Origin of the sequence: Altererythrobacter sp. KTW20L (assembly GCF_023501975.1) — a bacterium.
Classification (GTDB): domain Bacteria; phylum Pseudomonadota; class Alphaproteobacteria; order Sphingomonadales; family Sphingomonadaceae; genus Alteraurantiacibacter.
Map to the genome: position 1 here is coordinate 56134 of NZ_JAMFLH010000002.1, position 17137 is coordinate 73270.

General features: G+C 64.7%; 14 protein-coding genes. 7 read left to right on the top strand and 7 right to left on the bottom strand.

Features of this window, described 5'->3' with window-relative positions:
- Both prfA and hisS read right to left on the bottom strand, forming a co-directional pair.
- Positions 1–1068, bottom strand: a complete 1068-nt coding sequence (gene prfA / locus M3P36_RS01775) for a peptide chain release factor 1 (RefSeq protein ID WP_249699372.1) — start codon at positions 1066–1068, stop codon at positions 1–3.
- A 90-nt stretch (positions 1069–1158) separates the two neighbouring features.
- The gene (gene hisS, locus M3P36_RS01780) at positions 1159–2391 is read right to left on the bottom strand and encodes a histidine--tRNA ligase (RefSeq protein WP_249699383.1); all 1233 of its coding nucleotides are present in this window, start codon (positions 2389–2391) and stop codon (positions 1159–1161) included.
- A gap of 168 nt (positions 2392–2559) precedes the next feature.
- Here hisS and ppa point away from each other — a divergent pair, with 168 nt between their 5' ends.
- Positions 2560–3108, top strand: a complete 549-nt coding sequence (gene ppa / locus M3P36_RS01785; RefSeq protein ID WP_249699392.1) for an inorganic diphosphatase — start codon at positions 2560–2562, stop codon at positions 3106–3108.
- Between the two features lie 96 nt (positions 3109–3204).
- Here ppa and M3P36_RS01790 read toward each other — a convergent pair whose 3' ends face one another.
- Positions 3205–3597, bottom strand: coding sequence for a hypothetical protein (locus tag M3P36_RS01790; protein ID WP_249699394.1), 393 nt, complete (start codon positions 3595–3597; stop codon positions 3205–3207).
- A 191-nt stretch (positions 3598–3788) separates the two neighbouring features.
- On the opposite strand from M3P36_RS01790, the gene lptB reads away from it, so the two are divergent.
- The 3 genes from lptB (at position 3789) to ctrA (ending at position 7124) form a co-directional block, all read left to right on the top strand.
- Entirely contained in the window at positions 3789–4604 is an 816-nt protein-coding gene (gene lptB, locus M3P36_RS01795; RefSeq protein ID WP_249699404.1) for an LPS export ABC transporter ATP-binding protein, read from the top strand.
- 23 nt (positions 4605–4627) lie between these two features.
- Positions 4628–6103: an RNA polymerase factor sigma-54 gene (gene rpoN, locus M3P36_RS01800; RefSeq protein ID WP_249699414.1), complete on the top strand. Its 1476-nt coding sequence runs from the start codon at positions 4628–4630 to the stop codon at positions 6101–6103.
- 325 nt (positions 6104–6428) lie between these two features.
- Positions 6429–7124, top strand: coding sequence for a response regulator transcription factor CtrA (gene ctrA / locus M3P36_RS01805; RefSeq protein ID WP_249699417.1), 696 nt, complete (start codon positions 6429–6431; stop codon positions 7122–7124).
- Positions 7125–7196: 72 nt separating this feature from the next.
- Here the strand turns inward: ctrA and M3P36_RS01810 are convergent, their stop codons facing one another.
- Both M3P36_RS01810 and M3P36_RS01815 read right to left on the bottom strand, forming a co-directional pair.
- A complete protein-coding gene (locus M3P36_RS01810) occupies positions 7197–7637 on the bottom strand; it encodes a ferritin-like domain-containing protein (protein ID WP_249699419.1) in 441 nt (146 codons plus the stop codon).
- Positions 7638–7771: 134 nt separating this feature from the next.
- Complete coding sequence (locus M3P36_RS01815; RefSeq protein WP_249699421.1) at positions 7772–9028, bottom strand: mechanosensitive ion channel family protein; 1257 nt, start codon at positions 9026–9028, stop codon at positions 7772–7774.
- A 109-nt stretch (positions 9029–9137) separates the two neighbouring features.
- On the opposite strand from M3P36_RS01815, the gene trmB reads away from it, so the two are divergent.
- Both trmB and M3P36_RS01825 read left to right on the top strand, forming a co-directional pair.
- Entirely contained in the window at positions 9138–9839 is a 702-nt protein-coding gene (gene trmB / locus M3P36_RS01820; protein ID WP_249699423.1) for a tRNA (guanine(46)-N(7))-methyltransferase TrmB, read from the top strand.
- 158 nt (positions 9840–9997) lie between these two features.
- Complete coding sequence (locus tag M3P36_RS01825) at positions 9998–11800, top strand: SLC13 family permease (protein ID WP_249699426.1); 1803 nt, start codon at positions 9998–10000, stop codon at positions 11798–11800.
- A 9-nt stretch (positions 11801–11809) separates the two neighbouring features.
- Here M3P36_RS01825 and M3P36_RS01830 read toward each other — a convergent pair whose 3' ends face one another.
- Positions 11810–14068, bottom strand: a complete 2259-nt coding sequence (locus M3P36_RS01830) for an NADP-dependent malic enzyme (protein ID WP_249699428.1) — start codon at positions 14066–14068, stop codon at positions 11810–11812.
- 116 nt (positions 14069–14184) lie between these two features.
- Between M3P36_RS01830 and mutS the strand changes: the two genes are divergently transcribed.
- Complete coding sequence (gene mutS / locus M3P36_RS01835; RefSeq protein ID WP_249699442.1) at positions 14185–16803, top strand: DNA mismatch repair protein MutS; 2619 nt, start codon at positions 14185–14187, stop codon at positions 16801–16803.
- Here mutS and M3P36_RS01840 read toward each other — a convergent pair.
- On the bottom strand, positions 16800–17120 hold the full coding sequence (locus M3P36_RS01840) for a hypothetical protein (RefSeq protein WP_249699444.1): 321 nt from the start codon (positions 17118–17120) through the stop codon (positions 16800–16802). The two genes, mutS and M3P36_RS01840, sit on opposite strands and share 4 nt — an antisense overlap.
- Between the last annotated feature and the right edge of the window lie 17 nt (positions 17121–17137).

The following is a 17137-nucleotide window of genomic DNA, read 5'->3' on the forward strand; positions in this document are numbered from 1 at the left end:
TCACTGCCCCATTGCGGCCAGGCGCTTGGCTTCGTCCTCGGCGGTCAGTGCGTCGATCACTTCGGCCAGTGCCGGCCCGGCGAGGACTTCTTCCAGCCGGTGGAGGGTGAGGCCGATGCGGTGGTCGGTCACGCGGCCTTGCGGGAAGTTGTAGGTACGGATGCGTTCTGAGCGATCGCCGCTGCCGACCATGGCGCGGCGGGCGGCGGCTTCCTCGCCCTGGGCCTCGTCGCGCATCTTTTCATAGAGGCGCGCGCGCAGCACCTGCATGGCTTTCGCCTTGTTCTTGTGCTGGCTGCGCTCGTCCTGGCAGATCACCACCAGGCCCGATGGCAGGTGGGTGATGCGCACGGCAGAATCGGTGGTGTTGACGTGCTGGCCGCCGGCTCCACTCGCCCGGTAGATGTCGATCTTGAGGTCGCCGTCGTTGATCGTGACGTCCACCTCGGTCGGTTCGGGCAGGACGGCCACGGTGGCAGCGCTGGTATGGATGCGCCCGCCGCTATCCGTCACAGGCACGCGCTGGACGCGGTGGACGCCACTTTCGAACTTCAACCGCTGGAACACGTTGGTGCCGGTAATGTTCGCGACGATTTCCTTGAACCCGCCCACTTCGCTGGCGTTGAGGCTGACTGGCTCGACCTTCCAGCCCTGGCTGGCGGCGAAGCGTTCGTACATGCGGTAGAGGTCGCCGGCGAACAGCGCCGCCTCGTCACCGCCGGTGCCCGCGCGGATTTCGAGCATGGCGCTGCGGCTGTCGGCCTCGTCACGCGGCAGCATGGCGATGGCAAGCGCGTGTTCGGCTTCGGGCAGGTGCTGCTTGAGATCGGCCAGCTCGTCCTCGGCCATGGCCTTCATTTCGGGATCGGCGAGCATTTGCGTCAGGTTGCCGATTTCCTCGCGCATGGCCTGGACCGCGATGGCGGCGCGGGCGACGGGCTCCAGCTCGGCATAGTCACGGCTCGCCTGCACAAACGCCTCGCCCTCCAGCTGGCCTGACGCCATGCGCGCTTCGAGCTCGGCGAAGCGGTGGGTGATCTGGGCCAGGCGTTCGGTGGGGATGGTCAAAACACTGCTCTCATTTCCACGTCATCCCGGACTTGATCCGGGATCCCGCTTCTTTGTGACCCGTCGCGAGAAGAAAAGCGGGACCCCGGGTCAAGCCCGGGGAGACGGCAAGGGGTTGATTGCGGCAACAATACGATCCGTGCTGCCCTCACCGGAAATACCATAATATCCCGTCTCGTTCACACGCAGAATGTGCTGTGGCCCCAGTTTGACTGCCCTGTCATAACGCTTCTTGACTGAACCACTTGCAACGATATCGGCAATCACGCCGCCTCGGCGCAGGTCGGCAAGGAGTGTATTTGCCACTGCAAGTCCGTCCTCATGCTCCACGAGGACAACAGCTTCCAGCACCGGATTTGGCCGATCCCCTACCAGCATCGCCAGCCGCTCGATCCCCGCAGCCCAGCCGACCGCCGGGGTCGGCGCGCCGCCGAGCGATTCCATCAGCCCGTCATAGCGCCCGCCGCCGAGCACGGTGCCTTGCGCGCCCAGCCGGTCGGTGACGAATTCGAACGCGGTGTGGCGGTAATAGTCGAGGCCGCGCACCAGCGCCTGGTTGCGGGTCCAGGCGACGCCTGCCGCATCCAGGCCCGAAGTGACCGCGCCGAAGAAGTCCCGCGCCTCTGCGGAAAGGAACTGGTCGATCATCGGCGCAGTTCCGACATGGGCCTTGTCGCGCGGGTCCTTGCTGTCGAGGATGCGCAGCGGGTTCTTCTCCAGCCGCTCCTGCGAATCCTCGGACAATTCCCCGCGCACGGCAGAGAAATGCTCGACCAGCGCCGAACGCCACGCCTCGCGGCTGTCGCCATCGCCCAGGGTGTTCAGTTGCAGCGTCACGCCGTCTGCAAGGCCCAGTTCCTTCAGCAACTGGTCGGCCATGGCGAGCAGTTCCACGTCCGCCTGCGGCTCGCCCGCGCCGATGATCTCGGCATCGAGCTGGTGGAACTGGCGATAGCGGCCCTTTTGCGGGCGTTCATAGCGGAACAGCGGACCGTGTGTGGCCACTTTCAGCGGCGCGTGCTGCTGCCAGCCGTCGGTGAGGAAGGCGCGCGCAATGCCCGCAGTGAATTCAGGGCGCAGGGTCAGCGATTCGCCGCCCCTATCCTCGAACGAATACATTTCCTTCGACACCACGTCGGTCGTCTCGCCCAGCGAACGGGCGAAGACCTCGGTCTTCTCGAACACCGGCATCTCGATGCGGCGGAAGCGGTACAGCTTGCGTACGCGCTCGAAGGTTTCCACCACGAAGGCGAAAGCCTCGGCCTCGGCGCCGAAGATATCCTGTGTTCCGCGCACCGGGCGCGGGGTTTCAATCTTGCTCATGGGAGCGGCGTTTAGGCCGCGCCTGCAAAAGCCGCAACTGTTCGGCAACTTCGCGGAAACACCCACCGCTGCTGGCAATTCCTGTGGCATCGCGCGCGCGCCTGCGCTATCGGCGCGTACCTTGGGAGGGGATGCCGCCTACACTCGCAAAGAGGGACGCTTGCATCCATGCGTATCGAATTCATTCCGGTGGGCGACAATCCGCCCGAAAACCTCAACGTGATCATCGAAGTGCCGACCGGCGGCGAACCGGTGAAGTACGAGTTCGACAAGAAGTCGGGCGCATTGTTCGTTGACCGCATCCTGCACACCCCGATGCGCTATCCGGCGAACTACGGCTTCGTGCCGCATACCCTGTCGCCCGATGGCGATCCGCTGGACGCGCTGGTGATCGCCCGTTCGCCGTTCATGGCCGGCTGCGTGGTGCGCGCCCGGCCGATCGGCGTGCTCAACCTGGAAGACGAGCATGGGGGCGACGAAAAGCTGATCTGCGTGCCGGTGGATTCGACTTTCCCCTATTATTCGGATGTGGGCGAAACCAAGGACCTGCCGTCGATCATCTTCCAGCAGATCGAGCACTTCTTCACCCACTACAAGGATCTGGAGCCCGAGAAGTGGGTCCGCATCGGCGCCTGGGGCGATGCGTCCGAGGCGCGCCGCATTACATTGGAAGCGATCGAGCGTTACGAGGCCGACAAGGCCAAGGCCTCCGCCTGATCGGCCCGACCAATTGAAAAGGGGCGCGCGGATTGCTCCGTCGCGCCCCTTACCTTCTCCCCCCAGAGAAGGCCGGAAATCTCGCTTGCTTGCTTGTCAGCCGAGCAGGGCTTCGACCCCGGCAAAGAATGCCGCCAGAGCAAAGGGCAGGCCCAGCGCGCTGAGCCACAGGGCCAGCCGGTCGCGCGCGAAGGCGCTGGCGAGCGACGGTTCGGCCGCCTGCGCATCGGATAGTTCGGACCAGCGAGATTCGAACAGCCGGGCGGCGGGGATGATCGCCGCGATCAGCAGGACCAGCGCGAAATAGGGCATGATCGAGCCGCTCGAGCCCTTGAGCATCGTCATGGTCACGCCGATCTGCAGCCCGGTATAGGTCAGCAGCGCAAAGGCGACATTGTCGCTCATCCGCTTGCGCCAGTCGATCGCATCGCTCTTGTGCGAAGCTTGAATAACCGTGCGGCCCTCCGTACGATCAAGCGCCTTGCCCATGCGCCAAACTCCTCTTCCAGTCCCCGGCCTGTATACGGCCTTGTTACACTTTATTACACTTCGCGCTGCTCCCTGCAAGTGCGGTTACCATATGTTGAACCGGGCCTGCGACAGGTTCAGGCGATGTCTGTCATGCACGAATCTTGCCAATCGCCCTTCAAAGCCGCGCCGAAGGTGCTAGAGATCAGCTCATGACCACGCTCGACGAGACCACTACCGATCACCAGGCTGAACTGGCGCACACGCTGGAACAGGCTGCGGCCAACGCATCCCCGCCGATCAACGGGCAGGGGCTGGAAGTCGTCTCGATCGCCAAGAGCTATGACAAGCGCGCCGTGCTGACCGACATTTCGCTGTCGGTGGCCAAGGGCGAAGTGCTGGGCCTGCTGGGGCCCAACGGCGCAGGCAAGACCACCTGCTTCTATTCGATCATGGGCCTGGTGCGGCCCGATTCCGGGCGCATCCTGATGGACGGCGTCGATGTCACCCGCCTGCCGATGTACCGCCGCGCGATCCTCGGCCTTGGCTACCTGCCGCAGGAAACCAGCATCTTTCGCGGCATGACGGTGGAACAGAACATCAACTGCGTGCTCGAAATGGTCGAGCCCGATGCCAAGGTGCGCGCGGCCGAACTGGAGCGGCTGCTGGAGGAATTCCACATCACGCGCCTGCGCGACAGTCCGGCCATGGCGCTGTCCGGCGGTGAACGCCGCCGCTGCGAGATCGCCCGCGCCCTGGCGGCCAACCCCTCGATCATGCTGCTGGACGAACCCTTCGCCGGGATCGATCCGCTGTCGATCAGCGATATCCGCGAACTGGTGCGCGACCTCAAGCGGCGCGGCATCGGCGTGCTGATCACCGATCACAACGTGCGCGAAACGCTCGATATCGTCGATCGCGCCTGCATCATCTATGGCGGGCAGGTGCTGTTCGCCGGTAGCCCGCAGGAACTGGTGGCCGACGAGACCGTGCGGCGGCTGTACCTCGGCGAGAGTTTCACCCTGTAATGCGCAGGTGGGGGGACTAGGCCATGTCGCTGGGACCGAGGCTCGACCTCCGGCAGACCCAGTCGCTGGTCATGACGCCGCAGTTGCAGCAGGCGATCAAGCTGCTGGCGCTGTCGAACCTCGAGATTGAAACCTTCATCGGCGAGGCGCTGGAAGCCAACCCGCTGCTTGAAGCAGGCGAGGTACGGCGCGAGGATGGTGAAGTCGTGGCATCGCCAGGCGCGGAAGCCAGCCCCGAAGCACCAACGGCCGATGAACTGATCAAGGCAGGGGCAGGCGAAGCCGATGCACCGCTCGACATCGATCCCGATACGTTGGACCGCGACCGCGACACCGGCGACTGGTCGGCCCACAGTGGCGGCGGCGGCGGCGAGGATGGCCCCGACATATCCGAACATGGGGGCGAGGCACCGAGCCTGGCCGATCACCTGGAGGCGCAGGTCGGCCCGGCATCGCCCGATGCCCGCACCGCCTTCATCGCCCGCCACATCATCGGCCTGCTGGACGAGGCAGGCTACCTGCCGGTCCACTTGCGCGAAGTGACGCTCGATCTCGGCATTGCCATGGCCGAAGCCGAGGCCGCCCTCGACCTGGTGCAGTCGCTCGACCCCACTGGCGTGGGCGCGCGCGCGCTGGGGGAGTGCCTCGCCCTGCAGGCGAAGGAAGCGGACCGCTACGATCCATGCATGCAGGTGCTGATCGCCAACCTCGACCTGTTGGCCAAGGGCAGCTTCGCCCAGTTGAAGCGCATTTGCGATGTGGACGACGAGGACTTCGCCGACATGCTGGCCGAACTGCGCGGCTATGATCCAAAGCCCGGTCTCAAATTCGGCGGCGGCGGACAGGCGCCGATCGTGCCCGATATCCTGATTTCGCCTACGCCCGGTAACGGCTGGGACATCCAGATCAACCAGGCCACCCTGCCGAAACTGGTCATCAACCGCAAATACTATGTGAGCCTGCGCGGCGGCTGCACTGACAAGCAGTCCAAAGGCTGGCTGAGCGAGAAACTGGCCGATGCCAACTGGCTGATCAAGGCGCTCGACCAGCGGCAGAAGACGATCCTCAAGGTCGCCGCCGAAATCGTGAAGCAGCAGGACGGCTTCTTCCGCAAGGGCGTGTCCGAACTGCGCCCGCTCACCCTGCGCACCGTGGCCGAAGCGATCGAGATGCACGAGAGCACGGTCAGCCGCGTGACCAGCAACAAATATCTCAATTGCGAGCGCGGCACGTTCGAGCTCAAATACTTCTTCACCAGCGGCGTGGGCGGCGGGGCCGACGGCGAAGGCGCCAGTGCCGAAACGGTGAAAGCCCGCATCAAGGCCCTGATCGACAGCGAGGGTCCGAGCGACATCCTGTCCGACGATACACTGGTCGACCTGCTGAAGAAGGAAGGCTTCGACCTGGCCCGCCGCACCGTGGCGAAATATCGCGAGGCTATCGGCATCGGGTCCAGCGTACAGCGGCGCAGGCAGAAGAAGCTGGCGGGGGTGAGCTAGGTCTTCTGTTTTCCGCACCCCCATCCGGGGGCGCGGTCCTCGGTGCTGATCCCTTCGCTTCGCTGCGGGGCACCTGCGGGCGGCCGGCCGGCCTATGGTTCGGCTGATCGCCGAACGATCCCGGCACCGGCAATGCGGTTGGCATGTCGCCCAAAGCGCGGATGCGCCTTCGCAAGGCAAAAAAGACCTGTGACTCAAAAGACTCAGTGCAAAAGTGTTAACGCATAAACCTGTTATTAACCTTTTTTGGTGAGAAGTTGCGTGGTTAATTCACGGCAATCTCTCCTAAGGGGACATTACCGCAGGGACTATAGGGGACACCCAGATGCGCGTGCTGCTGATCGAAGACGAGCCGACAACCGCTAAGGCAATCGAGCTGATGCTCACGGCCGAAGGCTTCAACGTCTATTCCACCGATCTGGGCGAGGAAGGCCTCGATCTGGGCAAGCTGTATGATTACGACATCATCCTGCTCGACCTGAACCTGCCCGACATGCACGGCTATGACGTGCTTAAGAAACTGCGCGTCGCCAAGGTGCAGACGCCGGTGCTCATCCTGTCGGGCATTTCGGAAATGGACAGCAAGATCCGTTCGTTCGGTTTCGGTGCCGACGATTATGTCACCAAGCCGTTCCACCGTGATGAACTGGTCGCCCGCATCCACGCCGTTGTGCGCCGTTCCAAGGGCCACTCGCAGTCGGTCATCCGTACCGGCAAACTGGCGGTCAACCTCGACGCCAAGACTGTCGAAGTCGATGGCGCCCGCGTCCACCTGACCGGCAAGGAATATGCCATGCTGGAACTGCTTTCGCTCCGCAAGGGCACTACCCTCACCAAGGAAATGTTCCTCAACCACCTCTATGGCGGGATGGACGAGCCCGAACTCAAGATCATCGACGTGTTCATCTGCAAGCTGCGCAAGAAGCTTTCCAGCGCCTGCGGCGGCGAGAACTACATCGAGACCGTCTGGGGCCGCGGCTATGTGCTGCGCGATGCCGAGACCGAGATGGAAGCCGCCTGAACGTTCCTCCAATAACCTGAACGATCCGGGCCGGCCGTCGCAAGACTGGCCGGCCCGTTCGTTTTCACAAGCCTAGTTGTCGTACTGGCGCTCAAGTTGGTCGGCCAGGCGTTCGCCTTCGCGCACTTCGGCCCGGCCGCGTTCGATCACCGCACGGGTCTGCGGGTCGAGGCTATCGGTCTCAAGCGCGGCATCGAACTTGCCAGCGAGGTATTCCTCGCCCTCGTCGACGCGTTCGACAGCGGCTTCATCGCCGTTCTCGAACATGGCGGTGAGGTTGAGCCACAAGCGGTGGAGGCCGCCCGCCGCCGTGCCCTTGGTTACCAGCTCGCCGCCGAGGCGAACCAGCTCCTGATTCATCACATCGAGCGTCTGCTGGCGCTTGTCGGCCTGGCTCATCAGCACCTGCTGCAGCTGGGGCGATTTCGCCAGTTCGGCGGCCTTGCGGTAGCCGGTTACCGAATCGTAGGTCGTATCGATCAGCGTTTCGAGAGTGGTCTTGCCGGAAGTCATTGGGGGCATCCTATCGTTGGGGGGACTCCCGGAACGACCAATGAAAGGCCATGTTCCGCCCTCCGTGCGACTGATGCCGGTCGCCGCATGGGCAAACCCCGCCTTCCCCGCCCAATTGGGGTCAACCGTTTTCGTCAGGGTTGAACCGCCTTTCCTCCGGTCAACCCCTCCACCACGCGCTGCCCCAGCCCGTGCGCCAGGTCGAGCCCGCTCGGCTGCTGGAACAGGCGCAGGTGGAATTCCGGCAGGATGGCGATCAGATGGTCGAAGATGTCGGCCTGGATGCCTTCATATTCGGCCCAGCTGGTGGTGTTGGTGAAGCAGTAGATCTGCAACGGCAGGCCCTCGGGCGTCGGGTCAAGCTGGCGGACCAGCAGGGTGAAGCTGTCCGTCGCCAGCCGCGGATGGGCTTTCAGGTAGGCGCTGATATAGGCGCGGAAAGTGCCGATGTTGGTGATCCGGCGGGCGTTGACCGGGTTCCGCTCGCCTTCCAGTTCGCGCGCGTTCCATTCGCGCAGCTCGGCTTCCTTTTTGCCGAGGTAGTCTTCCAGCAAGCGGAAGCGGCAGAGGTCTTTCGCCTCCTCGTCGGTCAGGAAGCGCACCGAATTCTGGTCCAGCGGCAGGGCGCGCATGATCCGCCGCCCGCCCGCCTCGCTCATCCCGCGCCAGTTGCGGAAACTGTTGGCGATCAGCATGTGGGTGGGGATGGTGGTGATGGTCTTGTCGAAGTTCTGCACCTTCACCGTGTGCAGCGCGATGTCGATCACGTCGCCATCGGCATTCATGCCGGGCATCTCGATCCAGTCGCCCACCCGCAGCATGTCGTTGCTGGAAAGCTGCACCGATGCCACCAGCGACAGGATGGTATCCTTGAACACCAGCATCAGCACGGCGGCCATGGCACCCAGCCCCGACAGCAGCAGCAGGGGCGACTGGTCGATCAGGACCGAGATGATCAGGATGACCGCGGTGCAATAGACCAGGATCTTGACCACCTGGACATAGCCCTTGATCGGCCGACTGTTGGCTTCTGGCCGCCGGCGATAGAGCTCCTCGACGTAATCCAGCCCCTTGCTGATCGCCATGGCGATCGACAGCACGATCGAGGCCCGCGCCAGGTTGGCAATCAGGGCGATTGCTTCCTCCGGCAGGTGAGGCACAAATTCGATCCCGCGCGAGACGATCAGCAGCGGGAAGACTGTTGCCAGCCGGGCGGCGGCCCTGTCGGCCGTCCGCGTGCGGGTATCGAGGAACGGCGCGGCAAAGCGCAGGATCACATGCTTCAGCAGCCAGTTGACCGCCAGGGCGAGCAGGAGCAGCAGTGCCAGCCCGATCAGGGACTGCACCCACAGCGCCTGTTCGGCGAAGTTCGTAGCAAGTTCATTGAGCATGGGCGGTGCCCTACCCGCTCTTGCCCCTGCACCTCAAGGCTTGCGGCGCGGGGCTTGCAGACCGGAGGCGCTGGACAAGTGCCCCCGCCCGCGACTAGCGCCCCTTCCCATGACTGCGCACAAACCCGGTGATCCGACCACTCTCAACCGCCTTTACGGGCGCAGCCAGGGCAAGACCCTGCGCGCCGGGCAGCAGGACCTGGTGGACAATTTCCTGCCAACCATCTCCCTGCCCGAAGAAGGCCCGATCACCAGCCGGGTGCTGTTCGGCGACGATCGCCCGCTGCATTTCGAGATCGGTTTCGGCGGGGGGGAGCACATGGCCTACCGGGCGGACCTATTGCCCGACCATGGCTTCATCGGTGCCGAACCCTTCGTCAACGGCGTGGCCCAGGCGCTGACCCATGTGCGGGATGGCACGCTGGGTAACGTGCGCATCCACCACGGCGATGCGTTGCAGGTGCTGGCCCGCGTACCCGATGGCGCGCTGACCATGCTCTACCTGCTCCACCCCGATCCCTGGCCCAAGGCCCGCCACGCCAAGCGCCGGATGATGAACGACGGGCCGGTCAACATGTTTGCACAAAAGCTCAAGCAAGGTGGAGAGTTCCGTTTCGGCACCGATCACGCGGTCTATCTGCGCCATGCGCTGATGGTGATGCGGCGGCACACCGACACATTCGAATGGCAGGTGGACGGCCCGCAGAACTGGCAGGTCCGCCCCTCCGGCTGGCCCGAAACCCGCTACGAACACAAGGCCCGCACGGTTTACGGGCATGAGGTGTGGTACTTCCGCTACCGGCGGCGCTAACCGGCACAAATTGCGAGATAGGAATGCTTCCTGCCGGCAAGCGCAGATTTGGTGGACAGGAGAGCGCTTTCGATTGCAGTTAGCCAGCGGACGAGACCTGATATCGGGTCTCGTGCCGACCTATTGTTACTGGCGCCGCTCGGGGGATCAGACCGGATATGACGATAGCGGCATTTCTGGCAGACTATTCGGCCGAAATCGGGGTAGCCCTGCTGCTGCTGGTATTCATCGCCTTTGCCGCAGAGCGCCGCCCTCCGGTGGTGATCGCCATCCTGGCAGCGGCCGTGGCAGTAATACTGGGCTTCCTGTCACCCGACGAGATGCTGGATGTGTTCGGCAATTCCGCGCCGGTGACCATCGCTGCCATGTTCATCCTGACCGGCGCGCTGATGCGCACGGGGGCGCTGGAAGCCGTATCGGGCTGGGTGATCCACCGGACGCTGCGCAAGCCGCGGCTGGCGCTGGCAGAGATCGTGGGCGGCACATTGCTCGCTTCGGCCTTCATGAACAATACGCCGGTCGTGATCGTCATGATCCCCGTTGTCCGCCGACTCGCGCGCGTCATGCAGGTTGCCGCAACGCGCTTGCTGATCCCCCTGTCCTATCTCACGATCCTGGGCGGCACGCTGACCCTGATCGGCACTTCGACCAACCTGCTGGTTGACGGGGTGGCGCAGGAAGCCGGGCAGGAAGCCTTCGGCATATTCGAGATCACCGGCGTCGGCCTGGTGGCGGTTTTTACCGGCCTGCTGGTCATCGGCCTGCTTGGTCCCCTGCTCCTGCCATCACGCGGGCCGCGCAAGATGGACGAGGAGCGCGAAAGCGATCTCTACCTGTCGCAACTCACGCTGGCGCCCGAATCGAAATTGCATGGTCGGCGCCTCGACGAGACCGGCTTTTTCCACCGGCCCGGTCTCAGGTTCCTGGCCCGTGTGACCGCCGTCGGGTGGGAGCGCGATGCAATCGGCAGCCACGTGATGGCAGTTGACGACAGCTTCATCATCGCGGCCTCTCCCGAAGAGCTGGCATCGCTGGCCGAAGACATCGATTTCAAGACCGGGCTGGTCGGGCTGGGCGATGGTGTCGTCACCATGCGCGGGCGACGGCCAGACGACCTGCGGATCGTCGAGGCGGTGATTTCCGATAGCCACCCGATCGTGGGCAGGCGGCTGACTGAAATCTCGATCCTCTCGCGCCTGCATGTCCGCGTGCTAGGCCTGTCGCGGCCACGCAATCTGGCGGGTCCTAGCCTGTCCGATGTGCGTGTACGGGCGGGCGACCGCCTGCTGATTGCGGCTGCAGGAGATGCGGCAGAGGCCCTCCAATCCAACGTGCAGTTGACCCATGTGTCCGAATCGGCGGTCCGCTCGTTCAAGCGGCAGATGGCTCCTGTGGCCCTGGCGACCCTGGCCGCCGTGGTGATCGGAGCATCGGTGTTCGGCGTGCCGATCGAGCTGATGGCGATACTGGGCGTCGGGATCGTCCTCTTGACGCGGTGCCTCGAACCCGACGAGGCCTGGTCGAGCCTCGATGGCAATACTTTGGTGCTGATCTTCGCCATGCTCGCCTTCGGACGGGGGCTGGACAATGCCGGCTCGATCACCCTGATGGTCGAGTGGCTGGCACCGCTGCTGAATGGCAGTTCACCATTCTTCACCCTGCTGCTGGTCTATGCCATCACCAGCTTGCTGACCGAAACGGTCACCAACAATGCCGTGGCGGTTATCATGACGCCGATCGCCATCGGACTTGCTGAGGCCTCGGGGATAGATGCGCGCCAGCTGATCGTGGCGGTGATGTTCGGTGCCAGCGCCAGCTTCGCCACGCCGATCGGCTACCAGACCAACACGCTTGTCTATGGCGCGGCGAACTACCGCTTCATGGACTTCGTGAAGGTCGGCGTGCCGATGAACCTCATCGTCGGCGTGGCTACGTGCCTGGCCATCAGTGCCTTTTTCTGAGCGGGCAGCCTAGCCAACCACTCCCGCAGCAGCCAGCACCGACAGGGTCAGCAGGTCAGGCGCGCTCGCCGTCATCGGGGCGATCTGGACCGGGTGCTCCATGCCGATCAGCATCGGGCCGATCGTGGCATTGCCAGCCAGTTCGCGCAGCAGCTTGGCCGACAGGTTGGCCGATTGCAGCCCCGGCATCACCAACACATTGGCCGGACCCGACAGGCGGCTGAACGGATACATGCCCATGACCTTGGGATTGAGCGCGGCATCGGGTGCCATCTCGCCTTCGTATTCGAAACCGGGGTCCTTGGCATCGAGGATCGCCACGGCATCGCGGATCCCTTCCAGCCAGCGGCCGGGAGGATTGCCGAAGGTGGAATAGGACAGGAAAGCCACGCGCGGTTCATGCCCCAGCCGCCGGGCGACCGCCGCGGTCTCGCAGGCGATATGGGCCAGGCCAGCGGCATCGGGCCGCTCGTTGATCGTCGTATCAGCCAGGAACACGGTGTAGTTCTTGCCGATCATCATGTGCACGCCGAACGGGATCTGGCCCTTCTTCGGCTCGATCACCCGGCTGACTTCGCGCATGGTCTGGGCGAAGGGCCGCGTGATGCCGGAGATCATCGCATCGCCATGGCCCAGCGCCAAGAGCAGGCTGGCAAAGGTGTTGCGATCCTGGTTGACCATGCGGCGCACGTCACGCTCGGTATGGCCGCGCCGCTGCAGGCGTTCGTAGAGGTAATCGACCATGCCGGGCACCAGCGGCGAATCGACCGAATTCTGGATTTCGAAACTGTCCGGGTCGTCCACGCCCAGTTCCACCAGCTTTTCCACCACCGGCTGGGTGCGGCCAACCAGCACCGGGGTGCCATAGCCGAAATCGCGGTACTGAATGGCGGCGCGCAGCACCACTTCCTCTTCCGCTTCGGCAAAGATCATCCGCTTGGGATTGTCCTTCACCTGGGCATAGACGCTGGTCAGCACCGACGTGGTCGGGTTGAGGCGGCTCTTCAGCTGGTGGCGGTAGGCATCGAAATCGGCGATCGGCTGCTGCGCCACGCCGCTGTCCATCGCCGCCTTGGCAACGGCAGCCGACACGGTCTCCATCAACCGCGGATCGAACGGGGCGGGGATGATATAGTCATGCCCGAACACGTGGTTGATGCCATAGGCGGCGGCCACTTCTTCCGGCACCGGCAGGCGGGCCAGATCGGCAATGGCCTTGGCCGCGGCAATCTTCATTTCCTCGTTGATGGCGGTCGCCCGCACATCCAGCGCACCGCGGAAGATGAAAGGGAAGCCCAGCACGTTGTTGACCTGGTTGGGATAGTCCGACCGGCCGGTGGCGACGATGGCATCCGGGCGTACGCGCTTGGCATCGTCGGGTGTGATTTCCGGATCGGGATTGGCCATGGCAAAGATGATCGGCTGGGGGGCCATCTTGGCCACCCATTCGGGCTTCAGCGCGCCAGCTGCGGATAGGCCGAGGAAAATGTCCGCGCCTTCCAGCGCCTCTTCCAGTGTGCGGCGGGGGGTATCGACCGCGTGGGCGCTTTTCCACTGGTCCACGCCATCGCGGCCCACATGGATCACGCCCGACCGGTCGCACATCAGGACGTTGTCGTGCCGCACGCCCATGGCCTTGATCAATGCGGTGCATGCGATGGCGGCAGCGCCCGCGCCATTGACCACGACCTTCACGTCCTTGAAATCCCGCCCGGTCAGGTGACAGGCGTTGACGAGGCCGGCGGCGGAGATGATCGCAGTGCCGTGCTGGTCATCGTGCATGACCGGGATCTTCATCCGCTCGCGCAGGGCCTGCTCGATCACGAAGCATTCCGGCGCCTTGATGTCTTCCAGGTTGATGCCGCCGAATGTCGGTTCCATCAGCGCCACGGCATTGATGAAGGCTTCGGGATCTTCGGTGTCGAGTTCGATGTCGATCGAATCGACATCGGCGAAGCGCTTGAACAGCACCGCCTTGCCCTCCATCACCGGCTTGGAGGCGAGCGCGCCGAGGTTGCCGAGGCCGAGGATGGCCGTGCCGTTGGAGATCACCGCCACCAGGTTGCCCTTGGCGGTATAGCGGAAGGCATCGGCGGGGTTTTCGGCGATGGCCTTCACCGGAACGGCGACACCGGGCGAATAGGCGAGGCTGAGGTCGCGCTGGGTGGCCATCGGCTTGCTGGCGACGATCTCGATCTTACCGGGCCGGATTGTCTCGTGATAGAACAGCGCCTCGCGCGCGGTGAAGTCGTTCGTCTTTTCGGCCAAGTGATCCTCCCAAGGGTTCGGCAATGCCTTAACTTCCATTGCCCGTGCGCGATAGGGGAAAGAGCCGCTCTGCCCCTTCCCGAATCGCCTTACTGCCCGTTACCTGCCGCGCAGCCATGAACGCACCCGCAACCCCCATGATGCAGCAGTACCTCCTGCTGAAGGAAGAGGCGGGCGATTGCCTGCTGTTCTATCGCATGGGCGATTTCTTCGAGCTGTTCTTTGACGACGCGCGCATAGCGGCAGGAGTGCTCGATATTGCCCTCACCAGCCGGGGCCATCACGGCGGCGAGGCGATCCCGATGTGCGGCGTGCCGGTCCATTCGGCCGAAGGCTATCTCGCCCGGCTGATCCGCGCCGGATGCCGGGTGGCGATTGCCGAACAGGTCGAAACGCCCGAACAGGCCAAGCAACGCGCCAAGCGCGAAGGCACGCCCACTTCCAAGGCATTGGTGGCGCGCAGCATTGTGCGGTTCGTCACCGCCGGGACGCTGACAGAGGAAGCCCTGCTCGAACCCCGCCGCGCCAATGTGCTGGCGGCCCTGTGTGAGGTGCGCGGGCAATGCGGGATCGCGGCCTGCGACATCTCGACCGGACGGATGGAGCTGGAGGAATGCGAGGCGGGCCAGGCAGGCGCCGTACTCGCCCGCATCGGCGCCAGCGAACTGGTCGTGCCCGAAGGGTGGGAGCACGGGCCCCTCGATGCCATCCCGCGCCCGCGCGGCACTTTCACCAGCGATGAAGGCGAAGCGCTACTGAAGCGCGTCCACGGCGTTGCCACGCTGGATGGCATGGGCAGCTTCACCCGCGCCATGCTGGCGGCGGCAGGCGGCTTGGTGGCCTATCTCGACCATGCCGGTCGCGGCAAGCTGCCCTTGCTGCTGCCGCCAGTGGCCCGGCAAAGCGGCGGCACCATGGCGATGGACGAAGCCACGCGGGCCAGCCTCGAAATCACCCAGGCCCAGAACGGCGGGCGTACCGGGTCGCTGCTGGCCGAAGTGGACCGCTGCGTGACCGGTGCGGGCGCGCGACTGCTGGCTGAAGACCTGTCCTCTCCCCTTACCGACCGGCTGGAAATCGAACGGCGGCTGGCGCTGGTGGGCGAGTTTCACCGCGATCCGCTGCTGCGGGCCGACCTGCGCGGGATACTGCGCGCCATTCCCGATCTGGGGCGCGCGCTGGGCCGGATAATGGCCGAACGTGGTTCGCCGCGCGATCTGGGCCAGGTGCGCGATGGCCTGATCGAAGCGCGGCGGCTGCACGGCCTGCTGGGTTCGCGACAGGATCGCCCCGCCTTGCTCGACGGGCTGCTGCCACAACTGACGGGTCACGGCGCGCTGACCGACCTTTTGTCCCGCGCCCTCGTCCCCTCACCGCCGACCGAACGCGGCCAGGGCGGCTATATCGCGCCGGGATACGATCATGCGCTGGACGAATTGCGCGAAGTGTCTGGCGATGCCCGGCGGGCGATTGCGGCGATGGAAGCGCGTTACAAGGCGGAGACCGGCATCGCCGCGTTGAAGATCCGCCACAACGGCGTGCTCGGCTATTTCATCGAAGTGCCCGCCGCCAAGGCCGATGCCCTGATGGCGCCCGACAGCGGCTTCATCCACCGCCAGACAATGGCGGGGGCCGTGCGCTTCAACTCGCTGAAACTGCACGAGGAAGCCAGCCGCATTGCCGAGGCGGGCGGCCGTTCGCTGGCGGCCGAGGAATCCCATTTCGAGGAGCTGGTGGCCGAAGTCGGCAAGAGCGCCACCCGCATCGCCGAAACGGCCGCCGCCCTTGCTCGGCTGGATGTGGCGGCAGGGCAGGCCGAGCGGGCGGCAGAAGGCCACTGGTGCCGCCCCGAAGTGGTCGAGGAGCCGGTGCTCGACATTGTTGGCGGACGCCATCCCGTGGTCGAGGCGGCGCTGGCGAAAGCGGGCGAGCGGTTCGTGGCCAACGACTGCGCCCTTTCATCGCAGGACCGGCTGTGGCTGGTCGGCGGGCCGAACATGGGCGGCAAGTCCACTTTCCTGCGGCAGAACGCCCTGATCGTGCTGCTGGCCCAGGCGGGCGGCTTCGTTCCGGCACAGAGCGCCACTCTGGGGCTGGTGGATCGCCTGTTCAGCCGGGTGGGCGCATCGGACAACCTGGCGCGCGGCCGCTCCACCTTCATGGTCGAGATGGTCGAAACCGCCGCGATCCTGGCCCAGGCGGGGGAGCGCAGTTTCGTAATCCTTGACGAGGTCGGGCGCGGAACATCAACCTACGATGGCCTCGCGCTGGCCTGGGCCGTGGCCGAGGCGATCCACGAGACAAACCGCAGCCGCTGCCTGTTTGCCACCCATTACCACGAAATGGCGCGGCTGGCTGAAACCTGCCCCGCCCTCTCGCTCCACCATGTTCGCGCGCGCGAATGGAAGGGCGAACTGGTGCTGCTGCACGAACTGGCAAAGGGCGCGGCGGACCGCAGCTATGGCCTTGCAGTAGCGCGACTGGCGGGCGTTCCCGCGCCGGTCGTGGCGCGGGCGAAGTCCGTGCTCGACAAGCTGGAAAAGGGCCGCGCCGAAACCGGCGGGCTGGCAGCGGGCCTTGGCGACCTGCCGCTGTTCGCCGCTGCCGCTCAGGCGCAGGAGGAGGAATACGACACGCTGCGCGAGGAATTGGGCAGCCTTGATGTCGATGCCCTCACCCCGCGTGAGGCGCTGGACCTGCTCTACCGACTGAAGCGAGAAGCGGGGGAAGCCTAGCTGCCGTCGGACGGTAGATCGGGATCGACCTTCGATCCGGGACCGAACTTGTCCTCGTTGTCATCGTGATTGTCCTCGCCGCGGAAGGCGTCGAAGTCGATCCGGCCCGATTGCTCCATGTCACGCATGTGATCGACGATATCCTGCGTGGAATCGTCGCTCAGGTCGGCTTCGGACTTGTGCTTGGTGCTGTCGAGCGGGCTGCCCTGGACGCCGCCCAGCGCCTCTTCGGCAACCGACTGGGTCTGCTCCTGCTCGTCATCCTGTTCGGAATTGTGATTCTCGGGGGCGAGGTTGTCTTGCTTGCGGTCGGCCATGGAAATCTCCTTTGCCG

Bases quoted from the DNA above. Each gene is read 5' to 3' on its own strand.
- M3P36_RS01815 (WP_249699421.1), bottom strand. From the start codon at position 9,028: ATGCTCAATGAACTTGCTACGAACTTCGCCGAACAGGCGCTGTGGGTG.
- M3P36_RS01825 (WP_249699426.1), top strand. From the start codon at position 9,998: ATGACGATAGCGGCATTTCTGGCAGACTATTCGGCCGAAATCGGGGTA.
- hisS (WP_249699383.1), bottom strand. From the start codon at position 2,391: ATGAGCAAGATTGAAACCCCGCGCCCGGTGCGCGGAACACAGGATATC.
- M3P36_RS01840 (WP_249699444.1), bottom strand. From the start codon at position 17,120: ATGGCCGACCGCAAGCAAGACAACCTCGCCCCCGAGAATCACAATTCC.
- lptB (WP_249699404.1), top strand. From the start codon at position 3,789: ATGACCACGCTCGACGAGACCACTACCGATCACCAGGCTGAACTGGCG.
- ppa (WP_249699392.1), top strand. From the start codon at position 2,560: ATGCGTATCGAATTCATTCCGGTGGGCGACAATCCGCCCGAAAACCTC.
- mutS (WP_249699442.1), top strand. From the start codon at position 14,185: ATGAACGCACCCGCAACCCCCATGATGCAGCAGTACCTCCTGCTGAAG.
- rpoN (WP_249699414.1), top strand. From the start codon at position 4,628: ATGTCGCTGGGACCGAGGCTCGACCTCCGGCAGACCCAGTCGCTGGTC.
- trmB (WP_249699423.1), top strand. From the start codon at position 9,138: ATGACTGCGCACAAACCCGGTGATCCGACCACTCTCAACCGCCTTTAC.
- ctrA (WP_249699417.1), top strand. From the start codon at position 6,429: ATGCGCGTGCTGCTGATCGAAGACGAGCCGACAACCGCTAAGGCAATC.
- M3P36_RS01810 (WP_249699419.1), bottom strand. From the start codon at position 7,637: ATGACTTCCGGCAAGACCACTCTCGAAACGCTGATCGATACGACCTAC.
- M3P36_RS01790 (WP_249699394.1), bottom strand. From the start codon at position 3,597: ATGGGCAAGGCGCTTGATCGTACGGAGGGCCGCACGGTTATTCAAGCT.